This is a genomic window from Ruegeria sp. CK2, assembly GCF_056536585.1.
Map to the genome: position 1 here is coordinate 521012 of NZ_JBQFPW010000001.1, position 22814 is coordinate 543825.

Consider the following 22814-nt stretch of genomic DNA (forward strand, 5'->3'; position numbering starts at 1 on the left):
TGATCGTTACTGCCCGTTACCCACTGTCACTTTTGTATTCCACCAGTCCTCGCTGGCAGCTTTTGTCATTCTGATTGTCGGACGCTGCCCAAGGCGCATGTCCACCACGGCCACGTCTCGCTCCAGAAGATCCTGCACTTCGTTCACCGCCAGCACGCGTTCCAGCGCGCGCACCGGGCGCTCGACGGGCAACATGATGCGCTGCCCGCGGTCGAGCACCAGATCCCAACGCCGCTCACCGACGCGAACCAATCCGCGAACCCGATCGCCGAGGCTGCGGGCGGTGGTAAAAATCTGCAGCGCCTCGGACACGTGCTGATCTGCACCAGTTCCAGCAACCAACGGCAGATCCACGTGATCCCTCCGCGAAACGGCCTGATCCACGTGCACGCCGGTTTCGTCCAGCAACTCGACACCGTCCCGGGTGCGCCAGACGATAACGGGCTGCCGTTCAATGACATCAACCTGCAGAATACCGCCGGGGCGAATGCGCACCGTCGCGGATTTCACCGGGTCCAGACCTGTGATGGTGTCACGCATCTGCTCGACATCCAGATCCCAGGAGCTAATCGGGAAATCCAATGGAACGATCTCGCGAATATCATCGGCCAACCCGGTTCCGGCGCCATCAATCGCCATCAGATTGACCATGAATTCCGGTCTCTCCTGAATCGAGGTGCGAATGTCAGCGATGTAAGCGCTAACGGCTTCGCGCCGATCTTCAGAGGCAAAATATAGACCAGCTGCTGCGGCAATGGCGCAGATCGGAACGCCCAGCTTGACACCAAGGCGAATGCCCGGCGTCAACATCCAGCGCTGGAACCGATAGCTGAGCCGCGACGGCGCAGGGTCACTGCGTCGTGCGGTTCGCGCAAAGACCTTGGCCCCGCGAAGCCGCAGGACAGCTTGAACATCGCTGTCCTCTGATCCAGCGGACTCAAAATCTGCATCCGGCCCGGCCAATGGTTTGGCGCGGTGGATCACGGGTGCGCGGGTGGCGATCAGCGGTCGCATGAGGCGTCCTCCACCATCCAGGCGCAGAGCTGGCCGAACGTTAGGCCACAATGCGCGCCCTGTTCCGGCACCAGCGAGGTTGGCGTCATCCCGGGCTGGGTGTTGGTTTCCAACAAGAACAACCCGTCCGTACCCTGACTGTCATCCCAACGAAAATCGGTACGGCTAACACCCCGGCATCCCAACAGAGTGTGGGCGCGCAAAGCGTACTCCATGCACATGTCAAAAATCTCGGATGGAACTTCGGCGGGCAGAACATGCCATGATCCGCCGGGTTTGTACTTGGCGTCATAGTCGTACCAGCCGTCGGTCATGATCTCGGTCACCGTCAGGGCGCGGTCGCCCATCACGGTCACGGTCAACTCGCGGCCTGCGATGTATTGTTCGACCATCACCTGATCGGGCATGTCATCTGACAGTTTCGGAGGGCCATTTGCGCCCTCAAACACCAGATAGATGCCGACGCTGGACCCCTCGTTGTTGGGCTTGACCACATAAGGTGCTGGCATTGTGTGCTTGGCCACCACCTCGGTCTTGGGCAGAATCACACTGTCGGCAATGGGCAGCCCCGCGATGCGAAACGCCTCTTTGCTGCGCTGCTTGTCCATCGCCAAAGCTGAAGCCAAAACACCAGAGTGCGTGTAAGGGATGCGCATCCATTCCAGCAGGCCCTGCACACAGCCGTCTTCGCCCCAACGGCCATGCAGAGCGTTGAAAACAACATCCGGCTTGATGTCCAAAAGGCGCGCATAGAGGTCGGGACCTGCGTCCAGCTCGACCACTTCAATACCTTCTCCCCTGAGGGCGGTTGCGCATTCGCGCCCGCTGCTGAGAGACACCTCGCGTTCAGCCGAGGGGCCGCCCATCAATACCGCCACTTTGGGGTTTGTCCTGCTCGACATACCCACGTTCGTGCGCCTCAATGTCCCCGGACCTTATCTGGTGGTCCGTACTGCGTTTATGCCTTTGATCCGTCGCCTTAAATTGCCTGTTATTGGTCTGACGGTTTGGGCTTTATTCTGTCAGCGGATCACCGACCCGCATGATTTCCCACTCTAGCGTGATACCGCTTGTTTCGTAAACCTTTTTTCGCACCTCTTCGCCCAGCCCTTCGAGGTCTGCGGCGGTGGCGCTGCCGGTGTTGATCAGGAAATTCGAGTGCTTCTCGCTCATCTGTGCGCCGCCCTTCGTGGCGCCGCGCATGCCTGCGTCATCAATCACTTTCCACGCCTTGAGGTCATGCACATCATCAGTGCGGCCAGTGGACGAGAAGCCCGCAGGGTTTCGGAAGGTCGATCCGGCGCTGCGGTCCTTGGTGGGTTGCGTCTCGTCACGCTTCTTAAGTTGGGCGTCCATACGCGCATGTAGGTCAGCGGGAGTGCCTGTAGGACCTTCGAATTGGGCCGAAACTAACACCGCGCCGTCCGGAAAATCGGACTGGCGATATCGAAAATTTAGCTCTTCAGGCGTGAGATCCAAAATCTCGCCCTGCCGGGTCACGATTGTGGCTTTGCGCAACACATCTGCCGTATAGCGGCCATAGCACCCAGCATTCATCCGTACCGCGCCGCCGATTGAACCGGGGATGGTGCGCAGAAAGGTCAAGTCGACGCCCGCGTCCGCCGCCTTGCGCGCCACATGGGCATCCAGCGCTGCTGCGCCTGTGGTGACGATGTTGCCCTCGACAGATATCCCGTTGAACCCGCGCCCGAGGCGGATCACCACAGCACGCAGCCCGCCGTCACGAACGATGAGGTTGGAGCCGACGCCCATCGGAAAGATCGCGACGTCTACTGGCAGATCGCGCAGAAAGGTTTGCAGATCTTCGATATCCGCCGGCTGGAACAAATAGTCCGCCGGACCGCCAACGCGGAGCCATGTTAGGTCATTGAGAGATCGGTTTTCGGAGAGCTTTCCGCGAGGCGAAGGGAGTGTATTCATAGCTGCTAAATCGCGGATTTGGACTAGCAAATCAAGCTGTATCAATGCCCTTTAATTCAGATCAGGCGGCGCAGCCACCGGCCCAGATAAATCACCGGCCAGCGCAGCACGGACATCCCTGCCGCAAGGACCAACAATCCAATCCATGGACCGTTCTCATAAGTAACATAGCCCAGAATAGGGATGCCTACCGCGATTAGGAAATAGGCACGAGCCCAGTGATTGTCTTTGCTAGGGATCATCGCCAGAATATTGGCCGCAAGCCCCCAGAGCGCGGCAAGGGCGAGAGACCAGATCATTCTGTCACCTCTCGGCCTGTCCATTTGCGCCAGTAAAATCGGATGGGATTGCGGAACATCGAGATGAACCCGCCGGAGGCGAGAACCGACCAGAACCAGCCGTGGTCATAGCCCAGCCAGATGATAAGCGCTGGCGCGCAGGTCAACAGGATGATGCCCGGCGGAAACTGCAGCCGCATCGGCAACAGCGCCACGATTGTGGCGCAGATCACCCAGAGGGCGGCAAAGATCATCGAATAGTCCATTCGCCCCTCCAAGGACGCGCGGTATCAGCGAGCATCGTATCACACTTTATGGTTGTGTGCCAAATCAACATGGACGTCAAACAGCTTGTTTTCTTTGCAATCTCTCGGGCAAACCGTTAGCCCAGGCGCTGATCGTCCCTGCGCCCAGGCAAACAACCATATCACCGGGACGGGTCTGTTCGCGCACGAGGCGTTCAAGGTCTTCTTCATTCAGGATCGCGCGGGCATGACGGTGACCGTGGCGGATCAACCCTTCGACCAGATCGTCGCGGCTGGCCCCTTCAATCGGGTCTTCGCCAGCGGCGAAAACCTCGGCGATGGCGACGACGTCAGCGTCATTGAAGCAAGTGCAGAAATCGTCGAACAGGTTGGACAGGCGGGAATAGCGGTGCGGCTGATGAACCGCAACGACACGGCCTTCGGTAGCCTGGCGGGCGGCTTTCAAAACGGCGGCAATTTCAACCGGGTGGTGGCCGTAATCGTCGATGATGGTGACGCCTTCGACCTCACCCACCTTGGTGAAGCGGCGATTGACGCCGCCGAAATTGGCAAGCGCATCACGGATTTCAACCGCCTTCATACCCAGATGGCGGGCGACAGCCACGGCGGACAACGCATTCGAGACGTTGTGATCGCCGGGCATCGGTAAAGTGCAGCCTTCGATAACCTTGTCTTCGTATTGCAAGTGGATGTCGAAATGCGCGACGCCGCCCTTGTAAGTCAGGTTCTCGGAGCGCACATCAGCCTGCGCGTTGAAGCCATAGGTGCGCACGCGACGGTCGGTGATACGGCCAACCAGCGCCTGAACTTCGGTATGATCGGTGCAGCAAACTGCAAGGCCATAGAAGGGCAGGTTTGAGACGAACTCGTAGAAACCATCGCGCAATTGATCGAAATCGCCCCAATGCTCCATATGTTCGGGGTCGATATTGGTGACGATGGCGATGGTCGCGGGCAAGCGGTTGAAGGAACCGTCGCTTTCGTCCGCCTCGACCACCATCCACTCGCCCTGCCCCATCCGTGCGTTAGAGCCGTAGGCGTGGATGATACCGCCATTGATCACGGTCGGGTCGAAATCACCTGCGACCATCAGCTCGGCCATCATCGTTGTTGTGGTGGTTTTACCATGGGTCCCGGCAATGGCGATGTTAGAGCGCAGGCGCATGAGCTCGGCCAGCATGTCTGCGCGGCGCACGACCGGTAAGCCTTGAGCCCGCGCCTCGTCCAGTTCCGGGTTGCCGGGTCTGATCGCGGTGGAAGTAACGATGACTGCAGCGCCTTTAAGGTTTTCGGCTTTTTGACCGACAAAGATCTCAGCACCCAGGCCTGCCAGACGATCCGTGATTTTAGAGGCTTTCAGATCGGACCCCTGTACCCGATAACCCAGGTTCAACAGTACCTCGGCAATGCCTGACATCCCGATCCCACCGATCCCGACAAAGTGGATCGGACCTACATCCTGCGGCAGTTTGGTTGCTGGGTTCATGTGGTCTCCTTCTGCGCCAGTTGTTCGACAAGGGCCACCAGACGCTCGGTTGCGTCCGGTGCCCCGACTGACAAGGCGGCATGGGCCATTTTCTGTGCGGCTTCGGGGTTGGTCAAAACCGTGGTCATTTGTTCGGTTAGCGAAGAAACGTCAAGCATGTTTTCGGGGATCATGATCGCCCCGCCCGCCTGAACCAGTCCGCGTGCATTGGCTGTCTGGTGGTCGCCTGCCGCCGCGGCAAAGGGGATCAGGATCGACGGGCGTCCGATGACCGAGATATCAGCGACGCTGGATGCGCCCGAGCGGGAGACGACCAGCTGCGCTTCGGACATCCGGCGGGGGACATCCTGAAAGAACGGTTGCACGTCGGCCAGAATGCCGTGATCGGCGTAGAATGCAGTGACACGCTCTCCATCCTCGTCGCGGGCCTGATGGGCAACCCGGACATAGCGGCGCAGATCTTCGGGCAAAGCTGCAATCGCCCCCGGCACAACATCGCTGAGGATACGAGCCCCCTGAGAGCCGCCCATCACCAAGACCGACATCGGGTAGTCCCCCGGTGGAATATAGGGCGCGGCCGCGCGGTCCAGCACAGCGGCGCGGACAGGATTTCCGGTGTGAATACCGTTCGAGTCTTCGGGTAAATCCGTGGGCCAGACACCACAGGCTACATGTGCAACCCGGGTTGCGAACAGCTGGTTCACGCGCCCCAGAACACCGTTCTGTTCGTGGATCATGCGGGGAATTTTCAGCAGGGTTGCGGCGCTGAGTGCCGGGATCGACGGATATCCGCCAAAGCCCACAACCACATTCGGCTTATCGCGCATCATGCCAAATGACATGGAGGTAACACCGCCTGCAATCTTGGGCCCGGCCAGCACCTTGGCAGCCAACCCGCCGCGCGCGAACGTGGCGGAGGATGCTTCGACAATTTCGGTCGAATGCGGGAAACCACTGGTATATCGCGCGCCGCGCGCGTCGGTGGAGAGACGCACGCGCCAGCCTTTATACAACATTGCCTCGGCCAGTGCCTGCGCAGGGAACATGTGGCCCCCGGTGCCGCCAGCCGCAATCAATAGGTAGGGTTTGCCCATCAGCCTCGTCCGCGCAGAATATCGCCAAGTTCGCCCTGTGGGCGGGTTCGGGTGAAGGCCAGCAACATGCCAACTGCGATGCCGCCGGCAATCAGCGACGAGCCACCATAGCTGACAAACGGCAAGGTCATGCCCTTTGCGGGCAGCAGGCGCACGGCAACGCCCATGTTGATCATCGCCTGAACGCCGAACATACAGGCCAGACCAGTGCCCGCCAGGCGGATGAACATGTCACGCTCACGCATCAGGCGCAAAAGCGAACGCACCACAATGATCGAATACAGGGCGATGATGATCAGCACGAGGATCAGGCCGTATTCCTCGGCCGCAACGGCAATGATGAAGTCTGTGTGGGCATCGGGCAGCGACCATTTCACCTGCCCTTCGCCAACGCCAACGCCAAATAGCCCGCCTTCGCGGATGGCGTTGGTGGCATAGCCAAGCTGGGTGGTCGGGTCGACCTCTTGGTTCAGAAAGCCATCAATGCGGCGGGCGAAGTGGTCGGAATTGGAATAGGCAAACATGCCGCCCAGAACAACGACCCCGGCCATGCCGACCAGCAGCAGCATCGGCGCACCGGCGACGAAGTACATCACACCCCAGCCGAATAAGATTAGACAGGCCTGACCGAAGTCAGGCTGCATCACCAGCATGCCAACAATGGCCATGCACAAGGCGAACGACCAGATCCGCCCCGGTGGGCCATTGATTTGCTGGGACGCTGCCAACAACCATGCGGCCACAACGACGAAACCGGGTTTCAGGAATTCCGAGGGTTGTAGCGAGGCAAAGCCCAGCGAATACCAACGCACGGCACCTTTGCCGAAATCAGTGCCGAAGATGGGCAGGAAGGCCAGCGCCACGAATGAAGCCAGAAAGCCCAGTACCGCCAGACGTCGTACAAGCGTCGGCGACATCATTGAGGTCAGCAGCATCGAAACCAAGGCCAACCCGCCGAACAATGCCTGTCGCTCGACATAGTGAAAGGGATCAAACCCGTTGCGACCTGCCAGCGGTGGCGATGAGGCCAGCCCCAACAACAGCCCGATCACAAACAGGATCAGTACGCAGGACATCGTCCAACGATCAATCGTCCGCCACCACTTTGGTAGAATCGGTTCGCCGCGCTGGTCCTGGACCGCGCCATACACCATCTCAGTCATGAGATACCGCCACTATCTGCCTCAACAACGTCCCGTTTTTCGGGATCTGATTGAGAGTCTACAGGGAAATTCGCGTTTGGGCCAGCGGAATGACGGGTCGCGGCGGAAAACAATTGGCGGCGTGCGGAACCTTGCCGGGGCGGGTTTTGTGCCGCCAGACGCTTTGTCGAATTGCGCTAGTCGACGTCCTCGACCGGGCCATCTGCCTTAACCCAGGCGCTGAACCCACCTTCAATATGTGCGACCGGGGCCAGACCCATTTCCATTGCCGTCTTGGCGCTGAGCGCCGACCGCCACGCGCTGGCGCAATAGAAGACATATGTTTTGTCCTGATCGAAAATGTCCTTGTGATACGGGCTTTCCGGGTCGATCCAGAATTCCAGCATGCCACGTGGACATGAAAAAGCGCCGGGTATCTTACCCGCGCGTTTCAACTCGCGAATATCGCGCAAATCGACCAGAACATGCTCTTCGCTGTCAATCAAACCTTTGGCTTGCTCAATCGATATTGTCGTAACGACGGCATTTGCCTCGGCAAGCAGGGCTTTGATCCCCTTCGTGATGGTCTGTGACATGGGCGATGTTCCTATGTTTCGGGGTTCGTATCGGAGCTTGAACAATTTGCTTGAATCTACCTGAGTGCGGGCGGCCCGGCAAACGCAATCCCGACAGGCAACCTCTTGCCTTCCTCAACGATCCACGCCATGCGCTGGGTATGACCTATGACACGATCATCCTTGGGGCCGGTGCCGCCGGTATGATGTGCGCAGCCCATTGCGGCGGGCGCGTTCTGGTGATCGATCACGCCAAGGCCCCGGGTGAGAAAATTCGCATCTCGGGCGGTGGGCGCTGCAACTTTACCAACATGTATGCGGCCCCCGATAACTTTCTGTCGCAGAACACCCATTTCTGCAAATCGGCGCTGGCGCGATATACCCAGTGGGATTTCATCGATCTGGTAAACCGGCACGACATTGCATGGCATGAAAAGACGTTGGGCCAGTTGTTCTGCGACGGCTCCTCCAAGCAGATCATCGCGATGTTGCTGACTGAGATGGAGCGCGCGGGTGCCGAGCTTTGGGTGCAGACTTCACTGCGTTTCCTCCGCAAGTCCGACGCCGGGTTTGCCTTGGAGGTCGAACGCGAAGGGCAAAGGCACAGCCTGACCTGTAACAATCTGGTGCTGGCGACGGGCGGCAAGTCGATCCCCAAGATGGGTGCCACGGGACTGGCCTATGACTTAGCGCAGCAGTTTGGGTTGCGTCTGACCAACACCCGCGCGGGTTTGGTGCCGTTCACATTCTCGGACGGTAAATTCAAGGATTTGTCCGGGGTGTCTCTGCCAGCTCGACTGTCCAATGACCGGACAAGCTTTGACGAAGCCCTGCTGTTCACTCATCGTGGCCTCAGCGGCCCTTCGGTGCTGCAATTGTCATCCTATTGGCGCGAAGGCGAGGCGATCCGGGTCAACCTGATCCCCGATCTGCCGTTGTACGACCTTCTGCGTGATCAAAGACAGGCGTCCGGGCGCAAGGATCTAAGCACCGAGTTGGCGCGACATCTGCCCGGGCGGCTTGTGGACTACCTTGGCCAACAGCTTCTGCTGTCCGGCAAGCTAGCCGATCAATCAGACACGAAACTGGCTGAACTGACGAAAGCGCTTTCCGATTGGCACCTCGTGCCCTCGGGCACCGAAGGGTATCGCACTGCCGAAGTGACCTTGGGCGGGATAGATACGGATGATTTGTCGTCAAAAACGATGGAGGCCAAGGAAATCCCCGGCCTCTATGCAATTGGCGAAGCGGTGGATGTCACCGGATGGTTGGGCGGCTACAATTTCCAGTGGGCGTGGTCCTCGGGCCACGCCGCCGGAATCGCGATTGCTGGTGATTAACCGACTACGTTGTAGCCACGACCACGCATGCAATTCCGCACAATGACTTCCTTGTTCTGGTTCTTGCCGATGGCATCAGCACTCGCCCCCAACAAAGCACCTGCAACAGCAGCACGACCCAGATTGTCGCTGCTGTCCTGAACAATCCCGGTGACTGCGGCCGCACCTGCCGCACCGATAGCTGCGTTCCCGGCAGTGCTACCGTCAATAGTTGCCTGCGATGCAGCCAATTGCTGGCATTGCGCCAGATCGTTGCTGTAGTTCGGCCCAATCGGCCCATCGATAACCGGCTGATAGCTAGCCCCGGTATTCGCGCAGGCACCAGCCAGCATCAAAGCGGGAACAATCATAAGAGATTTACGGTTTGGCATATTCATGACCTCGTGTTGAGCTATCGAGAAACAAAACAAATTCTTAAATGGCGTCAAGCCAATCACCTCGGACTCTGTCCGAAACGGCGGTCAATTGCAAATGAGCTAGCCTTCCAGTTGGCTTTTGACCTGTTCCGCGAAATCGTCTCCGCGCCGTTCGAAATTGTCATATTGGTCAAAACTGGCAGCTGCGGGGGCCAGCAACACCGTCTCGCCCGGCTGGCTGTCTGCCACTGCTTGCGCAACGGCCGCCTCCATGGTTGTGCAGACCTGTGCGTCAATGTCCAACTGCATGGCAAAATTTGCCGCCTCACGCCCGATGACATAGGCCCTGAGGACGTCTGTAGTGGCCCCGTTCAGGGCCACGATACCGCCCTCTTTCTCTAACCCGCCGCAAATCCAGCGGATCTTTTTGAAGGCACTTAGCGCTTTGATAGCGCTGTCGACATTGGTCGCCTTGGAGTCGTTGACATAGGTCACACCATCGGCTTCGGCGATGATCTGGCTGCGGTGCGGCAGACCCGGATAGCTGTGCAACGCATCTTCGATCACCCGTGGTGCCAGACCCAGCGACCTGCAGGCAGCATAGGCTCCGCAGGCGTTCTGGTGGTTATGCGCACCGGGCAGGCCCTTTATGGCGCGCAAATCGATCGAACCGGCCTGACGCCCCTTACGGTATTCCGACAGGAACCCTTTACGGGCAAAAACCTGCCATCCCGGCCCTGTAAGCTTGCGCGCAACCGAAACGCGGATCACCCGGTCATCGGTCGGGCCTTCGGCCAACTGGCCTGCCAGAAATGCTCCTTCGGCCTCGTCCACGCCAATGACTGCGCGATCCGGGCCACCTTCCGCGAACAGGCGCCGCTTGGCTGCAAAGTACCCGCCGATGCCGCCATGCCTGTCCAGATGATCTGGTGAGAGGTTGGTAAACACCGCCACATCCGGCGTCAGCGCGCGGGCCAGCTCAGTCTGATAGCTGCTGAGTTCCAGCACAACGACCGAGCCATCGCCACCTGGTTCGATATCAAGCACCCCACGCCCGATATTACCGGCCAATTGCGCATCTCGTCCGGCTTCGGTCAGAATATGGTGGATCAGTGCGGCTGTCGTAGACTTGCCGTTTGACCCAGTAACCGCAATCACCCGTGGTGGAGTTTCGAACTTGCCCCAATCCTGATCCGCGAAAGACCGGAAGAACAGGCCGATGTCGTTGTCCACCGGAACACCGGCTTCAAGCGCCGCGGCTACAACCGGGTTTGGTTTTGGGTAAAGATGCGGAATACCCGGCGAGACCACTAGCGTCGCAACATCGTCAAAGGCGCCATGGCGCAACAGATCGGCGCAGGTAAATCCTTCCTGCTCGGCCAAGTCACGCGTGGCCGGATTATCGTCCCAGCAGATGGGCGTGGCTCCACCTGCAAGAAGGGCGCGTGCCGCGGCCAGACCCGAACGGCCCAGCCCCAGAACAGCCACCTTTTGTCCTGAAAACCCTTTGACCGGGATCATGCTGCCCTACCTTCACTTCAATCTTGAATTGGCCGCCACCCTGCACCGAAGAAATTGCCATTGGCAAGGGCGGCATCGGGCTCGCGCGGCAGCGCGAGCCGGGCCCAACATGTGCAAGGCGGGCCGCAGGCCCGTCGAACCTGGCGGGAGCATTACCTGACTTTGAGGGTCGCCAGACCAATCATCGCCAGGATCAGTGAGATGATCCAGAAACGGATGACAATCGTAGGTTCCGCCCAGCCCTTTTTCTCATAGTGGTGGTGGATTGGCGCCATCAAAAAAACCCGTTTGCCAGTACGCTTGAAGTAAAGCACCTGGATGATCACACTCAGCGCTTCGACCACAAACAGGCCGCCAACTACCGCAAGAACCAGCTCGTGTTTGGTCGCGACAGCAATGGCACCCAGCGCACCGCCCAAAGCCAAAGACCCGGTGTCGCCCATGAAGACAGCTGCTGGAGGAGCGTTATACCAAAGGAAGCCAAGACCCGCACCAAACAGGGCCGAGGTAAAGATAAGGATCTCGCCCGTGCCTGGCACATAGTGCACATCCAGATATTCAGTGAAGTCCACCCGTCCGACGGCGTAGGCGATGATCCCAAGCGTCGAGGCTGCAATCATCACCGGCATGATGGCGAGCCCGTCCAAACCGTCTGTCAAGTTCACCGCATTGGCAGCGCCAACGATCACGATGATTGCGAACGGAATGTAAAGGACACCAAGGTTGATCAGTGTATCTTTGAACACCGGCAGGGCCAGCTGGTTTTGCAACGCATCGGGATGGTTCAGGGATGCCCACCCTGCGGCCAGCACCGCGATGATGACCCCCAAAGCAAGCCTCATTTTGCCAGAAACACCTTTGGAATTCTGCTTGGACACTTTTGCATAGTCATCAGCAAAGCCAATGGCCGCATACGCCAGCGTTACAAATAGCACCATCCAGACATAAGGGTTGTCCCACCGGGCCCAGATCAGGGTGGATGTCAAAAGCGCGCCCACGATCAGCAATCCACCCATGGTCGGCGTTCCGGCTTTGGACAAATGGCCCTCGGGCCCGTCGTCACGGATCGGCTGACCTTTGCCCTGCCTCTTGCGCAGCACGTTAATCAATGGTTTGCCAAACAGAAACCCGAATATCAGTGCAGTCAGGAAGGCGCCGCCTGCGCGGAATGTGATGTAGCGGAAGAGGTTAAAAAAATCTCCCCCGTCCGACAGGGCGGTCAGCCAATAGAGCATTATAAGACCTTTCTCAAACGCGTTTCACGGGTGGGTTACACATCAGGCGCGCCCCCTTGCCCCATTTTCCGCAAACCGTCAACAATCCGTGCCAATGCCATGCTGAGAGACCCTTTGGCCAGAACCGCATCGCCGGGCCGGATCACGTCCGGCAGATGCGCCGCCATCTCATCGCTGGTTTCAAACCACAGCCCGCGCCGACCTTCCGGCAACGCCTGATACAGGGCCTGCATCAACGGGCCGATGCAATGTACCTGATCAATATGCGCCATGGCGCCCACGCCGGCCACGTCGGCATGCATCGCCTGTTCTTCTGGGCCCAACTCTTTCATATCGCCCAGAAAAGCGATCCGTCGTGTGCCTTGAACCGCGGCAAGAACATCAAGGGCTGCGACCAGCGATGTGGGGTTGGCGTTATAGCTATCATCCAGCACTTCGATTTGCCCGCCTTTAGGCAGTGCGATGATCTCGCGCACCCCGCGCCCTTGCACCGGTGACCAGAGTTTCAGACCAGCGATGGCCCGATCAATATCGACACCCAATTCACGGCAAACAGCCAAAGCGCCGAGCGCATTCATCGCAAAATGCGTGCCCGCCGACGCAACGTCATAGGCAAAGGTTTTTCCGCCTATTGTCGCCACAGCGCGAACCGAGTCTGATAACTGCTCGACATCAGTCAAAACAAAATCGCAGGCTGCACGGCCGAATTCGACTGTTTTCGCACCCAGCGCCTGCGCGTGTTGGCGCAGAATATCAGCATGTTCGATATCTGCATTTACGACAGCGGTGCCGCCTGCGGTCAATCCGTCGAAGATCGCAGCTTTTTCATGAGCAATACCAGCAACCGAGTCAAACGCCTCCAGATGCACGGCAGCAACCGTTGTGACCAGCGCGACATGAGGGCGGGCTTGTCGCGCCAGAGGCGAGATTTCACCCGGATGGTTCATGCCGATTTCGATCACGGCATAGTCGGTCCGCCGGGGCATCCGGGCCAGTGTCAGAGGAACACCCCAATGGTTGTTGTAGCTGGCAACGCTGGCATGCGTGCGGCCTTGTATCGATAAGATCGCCGCCAGCATTTCCTTGGTCGAGGTTTTGCCGACACTGCCGGTTACCCCGATAACTTTTGCCGCTGTTCTGGCCCGGGCAGCCTGTCCCAATGCCTCTAGCCCGGCCTGCACGTCTTTCACGATCAACAAGGGCGCATCTTCAGAGACACCTTCTGGAATACGCGAGACCAGCGCAGCGCCTGCGCCTTTTTCAAGCGCCTGTGCCACGAAATCATGCCCGTCACGTGCCGCCTTGAGGGCCGCGAAAAGATCACCAGGCCGCAGCGTGCGCGTATCAATGGACACACCGTTTGCCACCCAATCGGCGGTGGCGCGCCCTGCGGTTGCGCCGGCGGCCTCGGCTGCAGTCCAAAGGGTCATGCGACCCTCCCATCCAATGCGGCGACCGAGATACTGGCCTGTTCGACATCATCGAACGGCAGAACCTGATCGCCGACAATCTGGCCCGTTTCATGCCCTTTACCCGCAATCAACAACGCGTCGCCCGGTTGCAGGGCGTCAATGCCACGCAGGATGGCTTCGGCCCGATCAGCCACTTCAGTGGCTCCCGGGGCTCCGTCCATCACCGCAGCGCGAATTGTGGCCGGATCTTCGCTGCGCGGGTTGTCATCGGTGACAAAGACGATGTCGGCGTGATTTGTCGCAGCACTGCCCATCAAGGGGCGTTTGGTTGCATCGCGGTCCCCCCCCGCGCCAACAATGGCGATCAGACGCCCTATCACATGCGGACGCAAGGCTTTCAGTGCCGTCGCAACCGCGTCCGGTGTGTGGGCATAGTCAACAAAGATGGCCGCGCCATTTTCGCGGGTTGCGGCCAGTTGCATGCGGCCTCGCACAGTTGTCAGATGCGGTAACGTTTCGAACACGCGCTCCGGGTCATCCCCGGCTGCAATCACCAATCCGCAAGCGAGCAGTATGTTTTCAGCCTGAAACCCACCGATCAGGTTCAGACGAGTCAGGAAGGTTTTGCCTTGCCAGGAAAACCGCAGATCTTGTCCTGTCGCGTCAAAACGCTGGTTCATCAGACACAGGTCCGACTGTCCAAGCCCAACCGACAGCACCGATTGGCCGCGCGCTTCGGCGATCCGCCGCACCTGCCCGCCTTTCGGGTCACTCAGATTGATAACTGCGATACCGTCCTGCGGCAGAACCCGATCAAATAAACCCGCCTTGGCGTCGAAATACGCCTCGAACGTTTCGTGATAGTCCAGATGGTCCTGTGTGAAGTTCGAAAACCCGGCTGCGGCCAACTGCACGCCGTCAAGGCGGCGTTGTTCAAGACCGTGGGAAGACGCTTCCATCGCGGCGTGGGTTACACCATTATGGGTCGCTTCGGCCAAACACCGATGCAGGGTGATCGGTTCGGGCGTAGTGTGGGCGAGCGGTGCGGTCCAAGCTCCTTCCACCCCGGTTGTGCCAAGATTTACGGCGGCATGGCCCAGCTCGGTCCAAATTTGACGCACGAATGTTGCGACCGATGTCTTACCGTTGGTGCCGGTGACGGCCACAATGGTCTGCGGTTGCGCCCCGTACCACAGCGCGGCACATCCGGCCAAGGCCTGCCGGGGATCTTCGGTCACGATCAGGGCCGCATCAGAGGCCGACAGCTCAGTCGCGGCGATTTCGGCGCCCTCGGCATCGGTCAAGATCGCAGCTGCGCCCATACGCAACGCATATTGAATGAACTCTCCGCCATGAACCCGTGTGCCCGGAAGGGCCGCGAACAGGTAGCCATCCTTGACCTCGCGGCTATCGACGGCCAGCCCGGTGATCGACGGGTTCGCACCCCCCCGCGCAGTCAGGGCCAGCTGGCTAAGTTTCTTTGACTGATCGCCCATAACCCACCTTCTGTCCAACAACCTAGTTCGAGGTCAGGGTTATAGCAGCGCCGGCTTCAGGCTCAAGCCGGGGACGCAAGCCCAAAAGCGGTGCGATCCGACCGATCAATTCGGCGGCGACAGGAACTGCAGTCCAGCCTGCCGTTCGGCGCTTTTCGCCGTAGGCCACGATGGACGGTTCGTCCAGTGTGACGATCAGAACGTATTTCGGATCGTAAGACGGGAACATCGTGGCAAAGGTGGCAATGACCTTATCGTCATAATACCCACCGCGGGGTTTCGGTTTGTCGGCAGTGCCGGTTTTGCCTGCAACGTAATACCCCGACACATCGCCAAAACTTGCTGTCCCTTCCGTGACGACGTTGCGCAGCATCTTCTGCGCCTGACTGGCCGTGTCCTGCGACATCACTCGCGGCCCATATTGCGGGCCATTTTTGCGCAAAATTGTCGGGCTTACATAGTGGCCACCATTGGCGATGGCCGCATATCCTGCTGCCAAATGCATTGGGCTGGTCGACAACCCATGGCCGTAGGAGATGGTCACGGTGCTCAGTTCGCCCCATTTCTTGGGCTTAAGGGGTTCGCCACCTGCGGCTTCGACAATTTCGAACGGCGTAGGTTCGAACATACCAAGCGTTTCCAGAAAGGCCTGCTGCCGCTGCGCGCCGATCTGCAAGGCTAGGCGACCGGTGCCCCGGTTAGAGCTGTGCACGATCACATCAGCCACGCTGATTTTGCCGTAGTTCTTGCCGTTAAACTCACCAATCGGAAACCGGCCAATTTTCATCGGGCCCGAAGTGTCGATGATCGTGTTCGAATTCACCAGGCCCAGTTGCACCGCCTGCGCTGCTGTGAAGATTTTGAAGACTGACCCAAGCTCGTAAACACCCTGCACATAGCGGTTGAACAAGGGGCTGTCCGACGGATCAAAGCCCGAGGTTGGCGGGCGCGGACGGTCGTTGGGATCAAAGGAGGGCAACGACGCAGCCGAAACGACCTCGCCCGTATGCGCATTCATCAAAACAGCCGAGGCCCCTTTGGCGTTCATGATCTTCATGCCGCCATGCAGCACTTGTTCGACCGCGGCCTGAATGGTCAGGTCCAGAGACAGTTGCAGGGGTTTGTTGCCGTTGGCCGGGTCACGCAAATAGTCGTCGAACTTTTTCTCGACCCCGGCCACGCCGATGACCTCGGCCGCGCTGACGCCTTCACGCCCAAACCCGGAACCACCTAGTATATGTGCCGCAAGACGGCCATTGGGATACAGGCGCATCTCGCGCGGGCCGAACAAGATGCCCGGATCGCCGATGTCATGTACCGCCTGTTTCTGTTCGGGCGAGATCCGCTTTTTGATCCAGATGAACTTGCGGTTGCCAGTGAAGTCCTTGATCAAGCGCTCTTTCTCCAGATCTGGGAAGATCGCGACAAGCTGATCGGCGGCCGCGTTCGGATCGATCATCAAAGGCGGTTGAGCGTAAACCGAATAAGTGTCGAGATTGGTCGCCAGTATGCGCCCTTCGCGATCGACAATATTGGCCCGTTGCATGGCAATTGCCGCGCCGGGCGCACTGGCCAGCGGTTCCTGGGCCTCGGATGTGGCAAGCATACCCATGCGCACGCCCACAACGGAAAAGGCGCAGAAAAAGAACAGCCCAAGTACAAGCAGGCGCCCTTCGGCGCGGGCGCGGGCTCGGTCCTTCATATCTTCGTGGCGCTGGCGGATATTTTCCCGTTCAATCGCTTTGGGGTTTTCGCCACGGGCGCGGGCATCCAGAACGCGGGCCAATGGGCGGAGTGGCGTCCGGGTCATGGGAACTGCACCTCGCCAAGGGCCTGAATATCGGTGATTGCCTGCAGCTCGATCGGATCAACAATCGGCAGATCCGGGTCCTCGGCATAGGTGATCTGATCGGCCCGCCCGAACTGTTCAGAACGCAGCGGCAGCAGACCGAGACGTTCGAAATTCAGATCCGCCAGTTCTCGCAGCCGATCAGGGCGGTTCAGGTAGGCCCATTCCGCGTTGAGCACGGCCAGCCGCACCTGTGCGGTGCCGATTTGTCGCTGCAACCCCTGTGTTTCTTTCAACACCTGCTGGGTTCGGTAGTTTTCCTGATAGGCCCATAATGCCAATCCGAACACCGCCAGAGCAGTCAACACATACAAAAAACCCTTCATCTTGCCCTTCCCCCAAGTTGCGGCATGCCGATAGCGCGGGCATCGATTTCCCCCGCAGGGGCATCCGTGCGCACGGCAACGCGCAGCTTGGCCGACCGCGCGCGTGGATTGTCCTGCAATTCCTGATCATCCGGACCAACGGCCTTACGGGTTTTCAGGTGAAACTGCGGCTGTTCTTCTTTCATTTCAGGTGCATAACGATTGGCCCGGCCTGTTTTGCCCGCGCGCGACTGAAAGAACCGTTTCACCATCCGATCCTCGATGGAATGGAAGGTGACAACGGCCAGTTGCCCGCCGGGTTTCAACGCCCGTTCAGCCGCCATTAGGCCTTGAAACAGCTCTTCATATTCTGCGTTTACTGCGATGCGCAGGCCTTGGAAGCTGCGTGTTGCTGGGTGTGATTGCCCGGGTTTTGGGCGCGGCAGGCAGGACTCGATGATCCCGACCAATCGCAAGGTTGTTATGATCGGCTCCTCAGCACGCGCTTTTACGATGGCTCTGGCGATGCGACGGCTGGCGCGTTCTTCACCATAGTGAAACAGAATGTCGGCCAGCTGCGCCTCGGTCGCAGTATTGACCAGATCGGTAGCGCTGTCTCCATCCTGGCTCATGCGCATATCCAGCGGACCGTCTTTCATGAAGGAGAACCCGCGCTCGGCCTGATCCAGCTGCATGGAAGAGACCCCAAGATCCAGAACGATGCCGTCCAGATCATGGGCATATTCATCCATGCGCGAAAACACACCTTGCTGCATCACCAGACGGTCGCCATAGTCCCCGGCCCAATCGGCAACCATTTCAAAAGCCAGCGGATCGCGATCCACACCAATGACCTTATCCGCGCCAGCTTCAAGCAATCCGCGGGTGTAGCCCCCAGCACCAAAAGTACCATCCAACCAGATGCCTGAAACAGGGGCCACCGCAGCCAGCAAGGGGCGCAGCAAAACTGGGATATGTGGTTTATCCGAGGAGGGGGTCGCGCCGGCCATGCCGCTACGCATCCCCGGTGCCATCAAGGAACTGCAGCGGATCGAAATCTTCGGGCAGATCGTCCAGCCAATCTTCGGCTGCGGCCAGTTCCTCGGCCTCGTAGGTTTCAGGCTTCCATATCTGGAATGTATCACCGGCAGCTATGAAGAACGCCTCATTCTCAAGATCGATCTTGCTGCGCAACTTGGCGGGCAGCACCAAGCGCCCGGTCTCATCCACATTGGTCGGGAACGACTGACCGTGGAACATGCGTTGCAGCATCCGGCGCTGCATCGAGCCGCGCGGCAAGGCATCGATCTTGGCGTCAACCTCATCGATGGCCTGCATCGTATAACACTCAAGATATTTGCGGCGGTGGTCACCGTAGACAATCACCAGTTCAGGACTGTCTCCGGGCTGCCAATTGGGATCGGACGCTTCAAGCACACGGCGAAACGAGGCCGGGATCGAGACCCTGCCTTTTGTGTCCACCTTATGGTGGCTTTCACCTCTAAACCTGCGCGCCAAGACGACTGTCCCTTTCGCTTGCGCCCCACCAGAAAACTACGTTCCCCCGGAAGTAAAAACGGCGGGTTGATCTGCTGCCACTGATCAACCCGCCGCATTGACCCGCTGTGCGGGATGTCCAGCTGCACGCGCCACCTGGGGGGATGTCTGCTCGCCCGCGCGCCGGATCTCTTGATTGATGAAAGCGAGATGCCTGTATGAAACCTGATTATTTTTGGTTCGGGGTCGTTTGGCGCCCCTGCTGCCTCGTCCTCATCGGATGAATAAGGGATGCCATGGGAATTCATGGAAATCAACTAGTATTTTTAAACTAGGAACGACTCGGGCAGCGTAATACTGACATTCTTATCGTGAAAAACGCGCCATATACACACTATATCGACATATCTATCTAAACAGACACAACATATGCGCAGATAGGTGGCTATCAAAATTTCCCATGATTTCCCGCAGAGATCAGATTTTAGTGCAAATACCTTTCAAACCTGCGGTGAGTTTCAGTATTTCGCTACGAATCACGCACATCCTGTAAGACCGGCCACATGCCTTTCACAAAGCTCAGCCGACCCTCCCATGGTTTCCCATGTCATCGCCGCACGCGCACCAAACTCACACAGCAGGCAAACGATGGTTTCCCACCGCACAAATTTTAGAGTTGGGCGCACAAACATGAAGCATCCGCTTGCGCTAACATTTTTTTGCAATTTCCTGACGCAAACCAGACGCGCGCCAAACCCATATTTTTAGGGCGAATTTCCAAATCAACACCCAACGAATTGATATCTATGCGCTTGCTGCATAGCAGCATTGACGACGTCAGCTATTGTGCAATTGCAGCATTCACCTATTTTCAGTCTCAAGCAAACGCCGGAACACACCGGCAACAACATGAGACATCGGGTTACGCACATGACAGTGGCAACCAATACTTCCGCGCTGAAAGGCGCATCCAAAGGTGGGCTGAGCGCTCTGATCGAGGCAGCAAAAACGCGTTTTGATCGCTATCGCATGTACCGCCAAACGGTCAGCGAACTGGCATCTTTGTCGGATCGCGAACTGGCCGATCTGGGCCTGCACCGTTCGATGATCCGCCGCATTGCAATGCAAGCGGCCGAAGAAAACGCGGTGCGTTAAGCACCTGAAGAACAACCGAGATCAGGCCCTCCTCCTCCCTTTGGGTCTGTAATCAGCGGCGGCATCTCTCCTCCTCCCTGATGCTGCCGCATCTAATACCGGCCCTGAACGCCGGAACTTGATACATCGGGGCTCTCCTCCTCCCTGCCCTGATGTTGAAAGCGCGCGGCGACGTCTCCTCCTCCCTGATGTCGCCGCGTCTTCCCATACCGGGATCAAACCCGGGTTCGTATACATCGGGGCTCTCCTCCTCCCTGCTTCGATGTTAATAAGAACGGCGGTTTCCTCTCCTCCTCCCTGGAAACCGCCGTTTTTGATTTCCCCAACACGAAAAAAGCGCCATAGCCAGAGCTGGGCGCCTTTTGTAAAAAAGAGCATGTGCCGTCAGGCACAATCCATATGATTAAAACGGAACATCGTCCTTGGCGGACAAGAACCGAGAGACAACTTTCTTGGTGCCGGCCTTGTCGAAATCCACTTCGACCTTGTCGCCCTCGATCCCGATCACACCGCCATAGCCAAACTTTTGGTGAAACACCCGCTCGCCCAGTGTGAAACTGGCCACGGCAGTGGCATCAATCACCGTATTGCGGCTCTCTTTTGGTTGCGACATACCATACTGCCCTTGCCGGGCCTGCATTCGCCGCCAGCCAGGAGAGTTATAGACATTCGCCTCGGCCGCGCGGGTTTCGATTCCGGCTGTCGTCTGCCCCCCGCCATAAAGCCCCGGAGGCGTCAGCACCTCTACATGGTCCTCGGGCAGTTCATCAATGAACCGCGATGGCATCGAGTTCTGCCATTGGCCGAAAACACGCCGGTTGGCGGCAAAAGAAATGGTACAGACCTCTTCGGCGCGAGTGATGCCGACATATGCCAGCCGCCGCTCTTCCTCGAGGCCCTTGATGCCCGTCTCATCCATCGAGCGTTGGGACGGGAACAACCCATCCTCCCACCCCGGCAAGAACACGGCAGGGAATTCCAACCCCTTGGCCGCGTGCAGGGTCATGATCGAGACCTTGGCCCCATCCGAGTCCTGCTCGTTATCCATGACGAGACTGACATGTTCGAGGAACCCTTGAAGGTTCTCGAAGTTATCCAACTGGTTGACCAGCTCCTTAAGGTTTTCCAGCCGCCCCGGTGCCTCGGGCGTTTTGTCGTTTTGCCAGTGTCCAGTATAGCCGGATTCGTCCAATACGATTTGGGCAAGTTCGATATGTGTATGCTCGGGCGCGCCAAACCGCATCGGCGCGGTGCCATCGTCGATCACCGTCTCGTCGTCAAGTTCGATCCGGGGGCCCCGAGTCATTGCGTTCCAACGGGCCAGCCCGTCGATCAACTCGCTCAGCGCTTTACTGCCTTTCCCCTTGATCAACCCATTGTCGATCGCGATCCGAGCACCGTCGACCAAGGACACACCGTTTTCCCGTGCCGTCATCTGGATCGTCTGTTGTGCCTTGTCGCCCAGACCGCGCTTGGGCGTATTCACAATCCGTTCGAAGGCTAGATCATCCTCGGGGCTGACCACCAGCCGGAAATAGGCCATGGCATCACGGATCTCCATCCGCTCATAAAAGCGTGGCCCGCCGATTACCCTGTAGGGCAGACCGATGGTCAGAAACCGGTCTTCAAATGCGCGCATCTGGTGGGATGCGCGGACAAGGATAGCCATCTCGTCGAGATTCATCGGACGCACGCCTCGGGTACCACCCTGCATCGCGTCGATTTCCTCGCCGATCCAGCGCGCTTCTTCCTCCCCGTCCCAGTGACCGATCAGGCGCACCTTCTCGCCATCCTCCTCGGCGGTCCAAAGCTCTTTGCCCAACCGGCTTTCATTGCCTCGGATGACATTCGAAGCAGCCGCCAGAATATGCGGGGTCGAGCGGTAGTTTTGTTCCAACCGCACAACAAAAGCGCCGGGAAAATCCTTTTCGAACCGCAGGATGTTGCCCACCTCGGCCCCGCGCCAGCCATAGATCGACTGATCGTCATCGCCCACGCAGCAGATATTCTTGTGCCCGCCGGCCAGCAATCGCAACCAGAGGTACTGAGCGACGTTGGTATCCTGATATTCGTCCACGAGGATGTAGCGGAACCAACGCTGGTATTGTTCCAGCACATCCCCATGCGTCTGGAAGACTGTCACCATATGCAGCAACAGGTCGCCGAAATCGACGGCATTCAACTCGCGCAGGCGAGTCTGGTATTGGGCGTAGAGTTCAATGCCTTTGTGGTTATAAGCCCCCGCATCCGCAGTGGGCACCTTGTCCGGTGTCAGTGCGCGGTTCTTCCAGTCATCGATAATCCCGGCCAGCATCCGCGCAGGCCAGCGTTTGTCGTCGATATTTGCCGCCTGCACTAATTGTTTGAGCAACCTAAGCTGGTCGTCGCTGTCCAGAATGGTGAAGTTCGACTTCAGATCCACCAACTCTGCATGGCGGCGCAGCAGCTTGACGCAGATCGCGTGAAAGGTGCCTAGCCAGGGCATTCCCTCGGCGGGCTGGCCAAGCAGACGCCCTACACGATCTTTCATTTCACGCGCGGCTTTATTGGTAAAAGTTACCGCCAAAACCTCATTTGGTCGCGCTTTTCCGGTAGCCATAAGATGCGCTATTCTGGCAGTGAGCGCTTTGGTCTTACCAGTCCCCGCCCCAGCCAACATCAATACCGGACCATCAAGTTGCTCAACCGCCTCGCGCTGCGCCGGGTTCAGATCATCAAGATACGGAGTTGATGGCCGTGCCATAGCTCTTTGGGACAGCGATGCGCCCTCGAAGGCGTCCATTTCGTCAAAACTGCTCATGGCTGCAAGCTACGCCGGTTTGGTGACGAGGGAAAGAGTTTGTTCATGACTT

21 protein-coding genes are annotated in these 22814 nt (G+C 58.5%); 2 read left to right on the forward strand and 19 right to left on the reverse strand.

What is annotated here, in order from left to right:
• Positions 1-6: 6 nt before the first annotated feature.
• From ACR0BU_RS02520 to ACR0BU_RS02560, 9 genes are all read right to left on the reverse strand, one after another.
• Positions 7-1014, reverse strand: coding sequence for a cell division protein FtsQ/DivIB (locus ACR0BU_RS02520; RefSeq protein ID WP_480734924.1), 1008 nt, complete (start codon positions 1012-1014; stop codon positions 7-9).
• Complete coding sequence (locus tag ACR0BU_RS02525; protein ID WP_298933195.1) at positions 1002-1916, reverse strand: D-alanine--D-alanine ligase; 915 nt, start codon at positions 1914-1916, stop codon at positions 1002-1004. Before ACR0BU_RS02525 ends, ACR0BU_RS02520 begins: the two co-directional genes overlap by 13 nt.
• A 112-nt stretch (positions 1917-2028) precedes the next feature.
• A complete protein-coding gene (gene murB / locus ACR0BU_RS02530; protein WP_480734922.1) occupies positions 2029-2955 on the reverse strand; it encodes a UDP-N-acetylmuramate dehydrogenase in 927 nt (308 codons plus the stop codon).
• A gap of 56 nt (positions 2956-3011) precedes the next feature.
• The gene (locus tag ACR0BU_RS02535) at positions 3012-3254 is read right to left on the reverse strand and encodes a DUF2484 family protein (protein WP_298933199.1); all 243 of its coding nucleotides are present in this window, start codon (positions 3252-3254) and stop codon (positions 3012-3014) included.
• Positions 3251-3499, reverse strand: coding sequence for a DUF2484 family protein (locus tag ACR0BU_RS02540; protein WP_480734921.1), 249 nt, complete (start codon positions 3497-3499; stop codon positions 3251-3253). The genes ACR0BU_RS02535 and ACR0BU_RS02540 overlap by 4 nt, the downstream gene beginning before the upstream one ends.
• A 76-nt stretch (positions 3500-3575) precedes the next feature.
• Positions 3576-4985 carry a UDP-N-acetylmuramate--L-alanine ligase gene (murC, locus tag ACR0BU_RS02545; protein WP_480734920.1) on the reverse strand — a complete coding sequence of 470 codons (1410 nt, stop codon included), beginning with the start codon at positions 4983-4985 and terminating at the stop codon, positions 3576-3578.
• Entirely contained in the window at positions 4982-6079 is a 1098-nt protein-coding gene (locus tag ACR0BU_RS02550; protein WP_480734919.1) for a UDP-N-acetylglucosamine--N-acetylmuramyl-(pentapeptide) pyrophosphoryl-undecaprenol N-acetylglucosamine transferase, read from the reverse strand. Before ACR0BU_RS02550 ends, murC begins: the two co-directional genes overlap by 4 nt.
• Entirely contained in the window at positions 6079-7242 is a 1164-nt protein-coding gene (gene ftsW, locus ACR0BU_RS02555) for a putative lipid II flippase FtsW (RefSeq protein ID WP_298933207.1), read from the reverse strand. Before ftsW ends, ACR0BU_RS02550 begins: the two co-directional genes overlap by 1 nt.
• Before the next feature lie 176 nt (positions 7243-7418).
• Complete coding sequence (locus ACR0BU_RS02560) at positions 7419-7817, reverse strand: rhodanese-like domain-containing protein (RefSeq protein WP_299079789.1); 399 nt, start codon at positions 7815-7817, stop codon at positions 7419-7421.
• Between the two features lie 140 nt (positions 7818-7957).
• Here ACR0BU_RS02560 and ACR0BU_RS02565 point away from each other — a divergent pair, with 140 nt between their 5' ends.
• The gene (locus ACR0BU_RS02565; RefSeq protein ID WP_480735796.1) at positions 7958-9136 is read left to right on the forward strand and encodes a BaiN/RdsA family NAD(P)/FAD-dependent oxidoreductase; all 1179 of its coding nucleotides are present in this window, start codon (positions 7958-7960) and stop codon (positions 9134-9136) included.
• Here the strand turns inward: ACR0BU_RS02565 and ACR0BU_RS02570 are convergent.
• The 9 genes from ACR0BU_RS02570 to mraZ all read right to left on the reverse strand — a co-directional run bounded on the left by ACR0BU_RS02570 (position 9133) and on the right by mraZ (position 18828).
• Positions 9133-9507 (reverse strand): glycine zipper family protein, encoded by a 375-nt coding sequence (locus tag ACR0BU_RS02570; RefSeq protein ID WP_298933213.1) that lies wholly within the window; start codon positions 9505-9507, stop codon positions 9133-9135. The two genes, ACR0BU_RS02565 and ACR0BU_RS02570, sit on opposite strands and share 4 nt — an antisense overlap.
• 105 nt (positions 9508-9612) lie before the next feature.
• The gene (gene murD, locus ACR0BU_RS02575) at positions 9613-11013 is read right to left on the reverse strand and encodes a UDP-N-acetylmuramoyl-L-alanine--D-glutamate ligase (RefSeq protein ID WP_480734918.1); all 1401 of its coding nucleotides are present in this window, start codon (positions 11011-11013) and stop codon (positions 9613-9615) included.
• 152 nt (positions 11014-11165) lie between these two features.
• Positions 11166-12248 (reverse strand): phospho-N-acetylmuramoyl-pentapeptide-transferase, encoded by a 1083-nt coding sequence (gene mraY, locus ACR0BU_RS02580; RefSeq protein ID WP_299079783.1) that lies wholly within the window; start codon positions 12246-12248, stop codon positions 11166-11168.
• A gap of 35 nt (positions 12249-12283) precedes the next feature.
• On the reverse strand, positions 12284-13678 hold the full coding sequence (locus ACR0BU_RS02585) for a UDP-N-acetylmuramoyl-tripeptide--D-alanyl-D-alanine ligase (protein ID WP_480734917.1): 1395 nt from the start codon (positions 13676-13678) through the stop codon (positions 12284-12286).
• Complete coding sequence (locus ACR0BU_RS02590; RefSeq protein ID WP_480734915.1) at positions 13675-15156, reverse strand: UDP-N-acetylmuramoyl-L-alanyl-D-glutamate--2,6-diaminopimelate ligase; 1482 nt, start codon at positions 15154-15156, stop codon at positions 13675-13677. The genes ACR0BU_RS02585 and ACR0BU_RS02590 overlap by 4 nt, the downstream gene beginning before the upstream one ends.
• Positions 15157-15178: 22 nt before the next feature.
• A complete protein-coding gene (locus ACR0BU_RS02595; protein ID WP_480734913.1) occupies positions 15179-16966 on the reverse strand; it encodes a peptidoglycan D,D-transpeptidase FtsI family protein in 1788 nt (595 codons plus the stop codon).
• Entirely contained in the window at positions 16963-17331 is a 369-nt protein-coding gene (gene ftsL, locus ACR0BU_RS02600) for a cell division protein FtsL (protein WP_120635996.1), read from the reverse strand. Before ftsL ends, ACR0BU_RS02595 begins: the two co-directional genes overlap by 4 nt.
• Complete coding sequence (rsmH, locus tag ACR0BU_RS02605) at positions 17328-18320, reverse strand: 16S rRNA (cytosine(1402)-N(4))-methyltransferase RsmH (protein WP_480734911.1); 993 nt, start codon at positions 18318-18320, stop codon at positions 17328-17330. The genes ftsL and rsmH overlap by 4 nt, the downstream gene beginning before the upstream one ends.
• A gap of 4 nt (positions 18321-18324) precedes the next feature.
• Positions 18325-18828, reverse strand: a complete 504-nt coding sequence (gene mraZ / locus ACR0BU_RS02610; RefSeq protein WP_298933230.1) for a division/cell wall cluster transcriptional repressor MraZ — start codon at positions 18826-18828, stop codon at positions 18325-18327.
• 909 nt (positions 18829-19737) lie between these two features.
• Here mraZ and ACR0BU_RS02615 point away from each other — a divergent pair.
• On the forward strand, positions 19738-19962 hold the full coding sequence (locus ACR0BU_RS02615; RefSeq protein ID WP_480734910.1) for a DUF1127 domain-containing protein: 225 nt from the start codon (positions 19738-19740) through the stop codon (positions 19960-19962).
• A gap of 403 nt (positions 19963-20365) precedes the next feature.
• On the opposite strand, the gene ACR0BU_RS02620 is transcribed toward ACR0BU_RS02615, so the two are convergent.
• On the reverse strand, positions 20366-22762 hold the full coding sequence (locus tag ACR0BU_RS02620; protein ID WP_480734908.1) for an ATP-dependent helicase: 2397 nt from the start codon (positions 22760-22762) through the stop codon (positions 20366-20368).
• Between the last annotated feature and the right edge of the window lie 52 nt (positions 22763-22814).

What these genes read in the sequence shown, in the direction of transcription:
- ACR0BU_RS02570 (WP_298933213.1), bottom strand. Translation starts at nt 9,507, where the DNA reads ATGCCAAACCGTAAATCTCTTATGATTGTTCCCGCTTTGATGCTGGCT.
- rsmH (WP_480734911.1), bottom strand. Translation starts at nt 18,320, where the DNA reads ATGGCCGGCGCGACCCCCTCCTCGGATAAACCACATATCCCAGTTTTG.
- ACR0BU_RS02595 (WP_480734913.1), bottom strand. Translation starts at nt 16,966, where the DNA reads ATGACCCGGACGCCACTCCGCCCATTGGCCCGCGTTCTGGATGCCCGC.
- mraY (WP_299079783.1), bottom strand. Translation starts at nt 12,248, where the DNA reads ATGCTCTATTGGCTGACCGCCCTGTCGGACGGGGGAGATTTTTTTAAC.
- ftsL (WP_120635996.1), bottom strand. Translation starts at nt 17,331, where the DNA reads ATGAAGGGTTTTTTGTATGTGTTGACTGCTCTGGCGGTGTTCGGATTG.
- ACR0BU_RS02620 (WP_480734908.1), bottom strand. Translation starts at nt 22,762, where the DNA reads ATGAGCAGTTTTGACGAAATGGACGCCTTCGAGGGCGCATCGCTGTCC.
- ACR0BU_RS02525 (WP_298933195.1), bottom strand. Translation starts at nt 1,916, where the DNA reads ATGTCGAGCAGGACAAACCCCAAAGTGGCGGTATTGATGGGCGGCCCC.
- ACR0BU_RS02540 (WP_480734921.1), bottom strand. Translation starts at nt 3,499, where the DNA reads ATGGACTATTCGATGATCTTTGCCGCCCTCTGGGTGATCTGCGCCACA.
- murC (WP_480734920.1), bottom strand. Translation starts at nt 4,985, where the DNA reads ATGAACCCAGCAACCAAACTGCCGCAGGATGTAGGTCCGATCCACTTT.
- ACR0BU_RS02585 (WP_480734917.1), bottom strand. Translation starts at nt 13,678, where the DNA reads ATGACCCTTTGGACTGCAGCCGAGGCCGCCGGCGCAACCGCAGGGCGC.
- ACR0BU_RS02535 (WP_298933199.1), bottom strand. Translation starts at nt 3,254, where the DNA reads ATGATCTGGTCTCTCGCCCTTGCCGCGCTCTGGGGGCTTGCGGCCAAT.
- murB (WP_480734922.1), bottom strand. Translation starts at nt 2,955, where the DNA reads ATGAATACACTCCCTTCGCCTCGCGGAAAGCTCTCCGAAAACCGATCT.
- ACR0BU_RS02565 (WP_480735796.1), top strand. Translation starts at nt 7,958, where the DNA reads ATGACCTATGACACGATCATCCTTGGGGCCGGTGCCGCCGGTATGATG.
- ACR0BU_RS02615 (WP_480734910.1), top strand. Translation starts at nt 19,738, where the DNA reads ATGACAGTGGCAACCAATACTTCCGCGCTGAAAGGCGCATCCAAAGGT.
- ACR0BU_RS02560 (WP_299079789.1), bottom strand. Translation starts at nt 7,817, where the DNA reads ATGTCACAGACCATCACGAAGGGGATCAAAGCCCTGCTTGCCGAGGCA.
- ftsW (WP_298933207.1), bottom strand. Translation starts at nt 7,242, where the DNA reads ATGACTGAGATGGTGTATGGCGCGGTCCAGGACCAGCGCGGCGAACCG.
- ACR0BU_RS02520 (WP_480734924.1), bottom strand. Translation starts at nt 1,014, where the DNA reads ATGCGACCGCTGATCGCCACCCGCGCACCCGTGATCCACCGCGCCAAA.
- ACR0BU_RS02550 (WP_480734919.1), bottom strand. Translation starts at nt 6,079, where the DNA reads ATGGGCAAACCCTACCTATTGATTGCGGCTGGCGGCACCGGGGGCCAC.
- ACR0BU_RS02590 (WP_480734915.1), bottom strand. Translation starts at nt 15,156, where the DNA reads ATGGGCGATCAGTCAAAGAAACTTAGCCAGCTGGCCCTGACTGCGCGG.
- murD (WP_480734918.1), bottom strand. Translation starts at nt 11,013, where the DNA reads ATGATCCCGGTCAAAGGGTTTTCAGGACAAAAGGTGGCTGTTCTGGGG.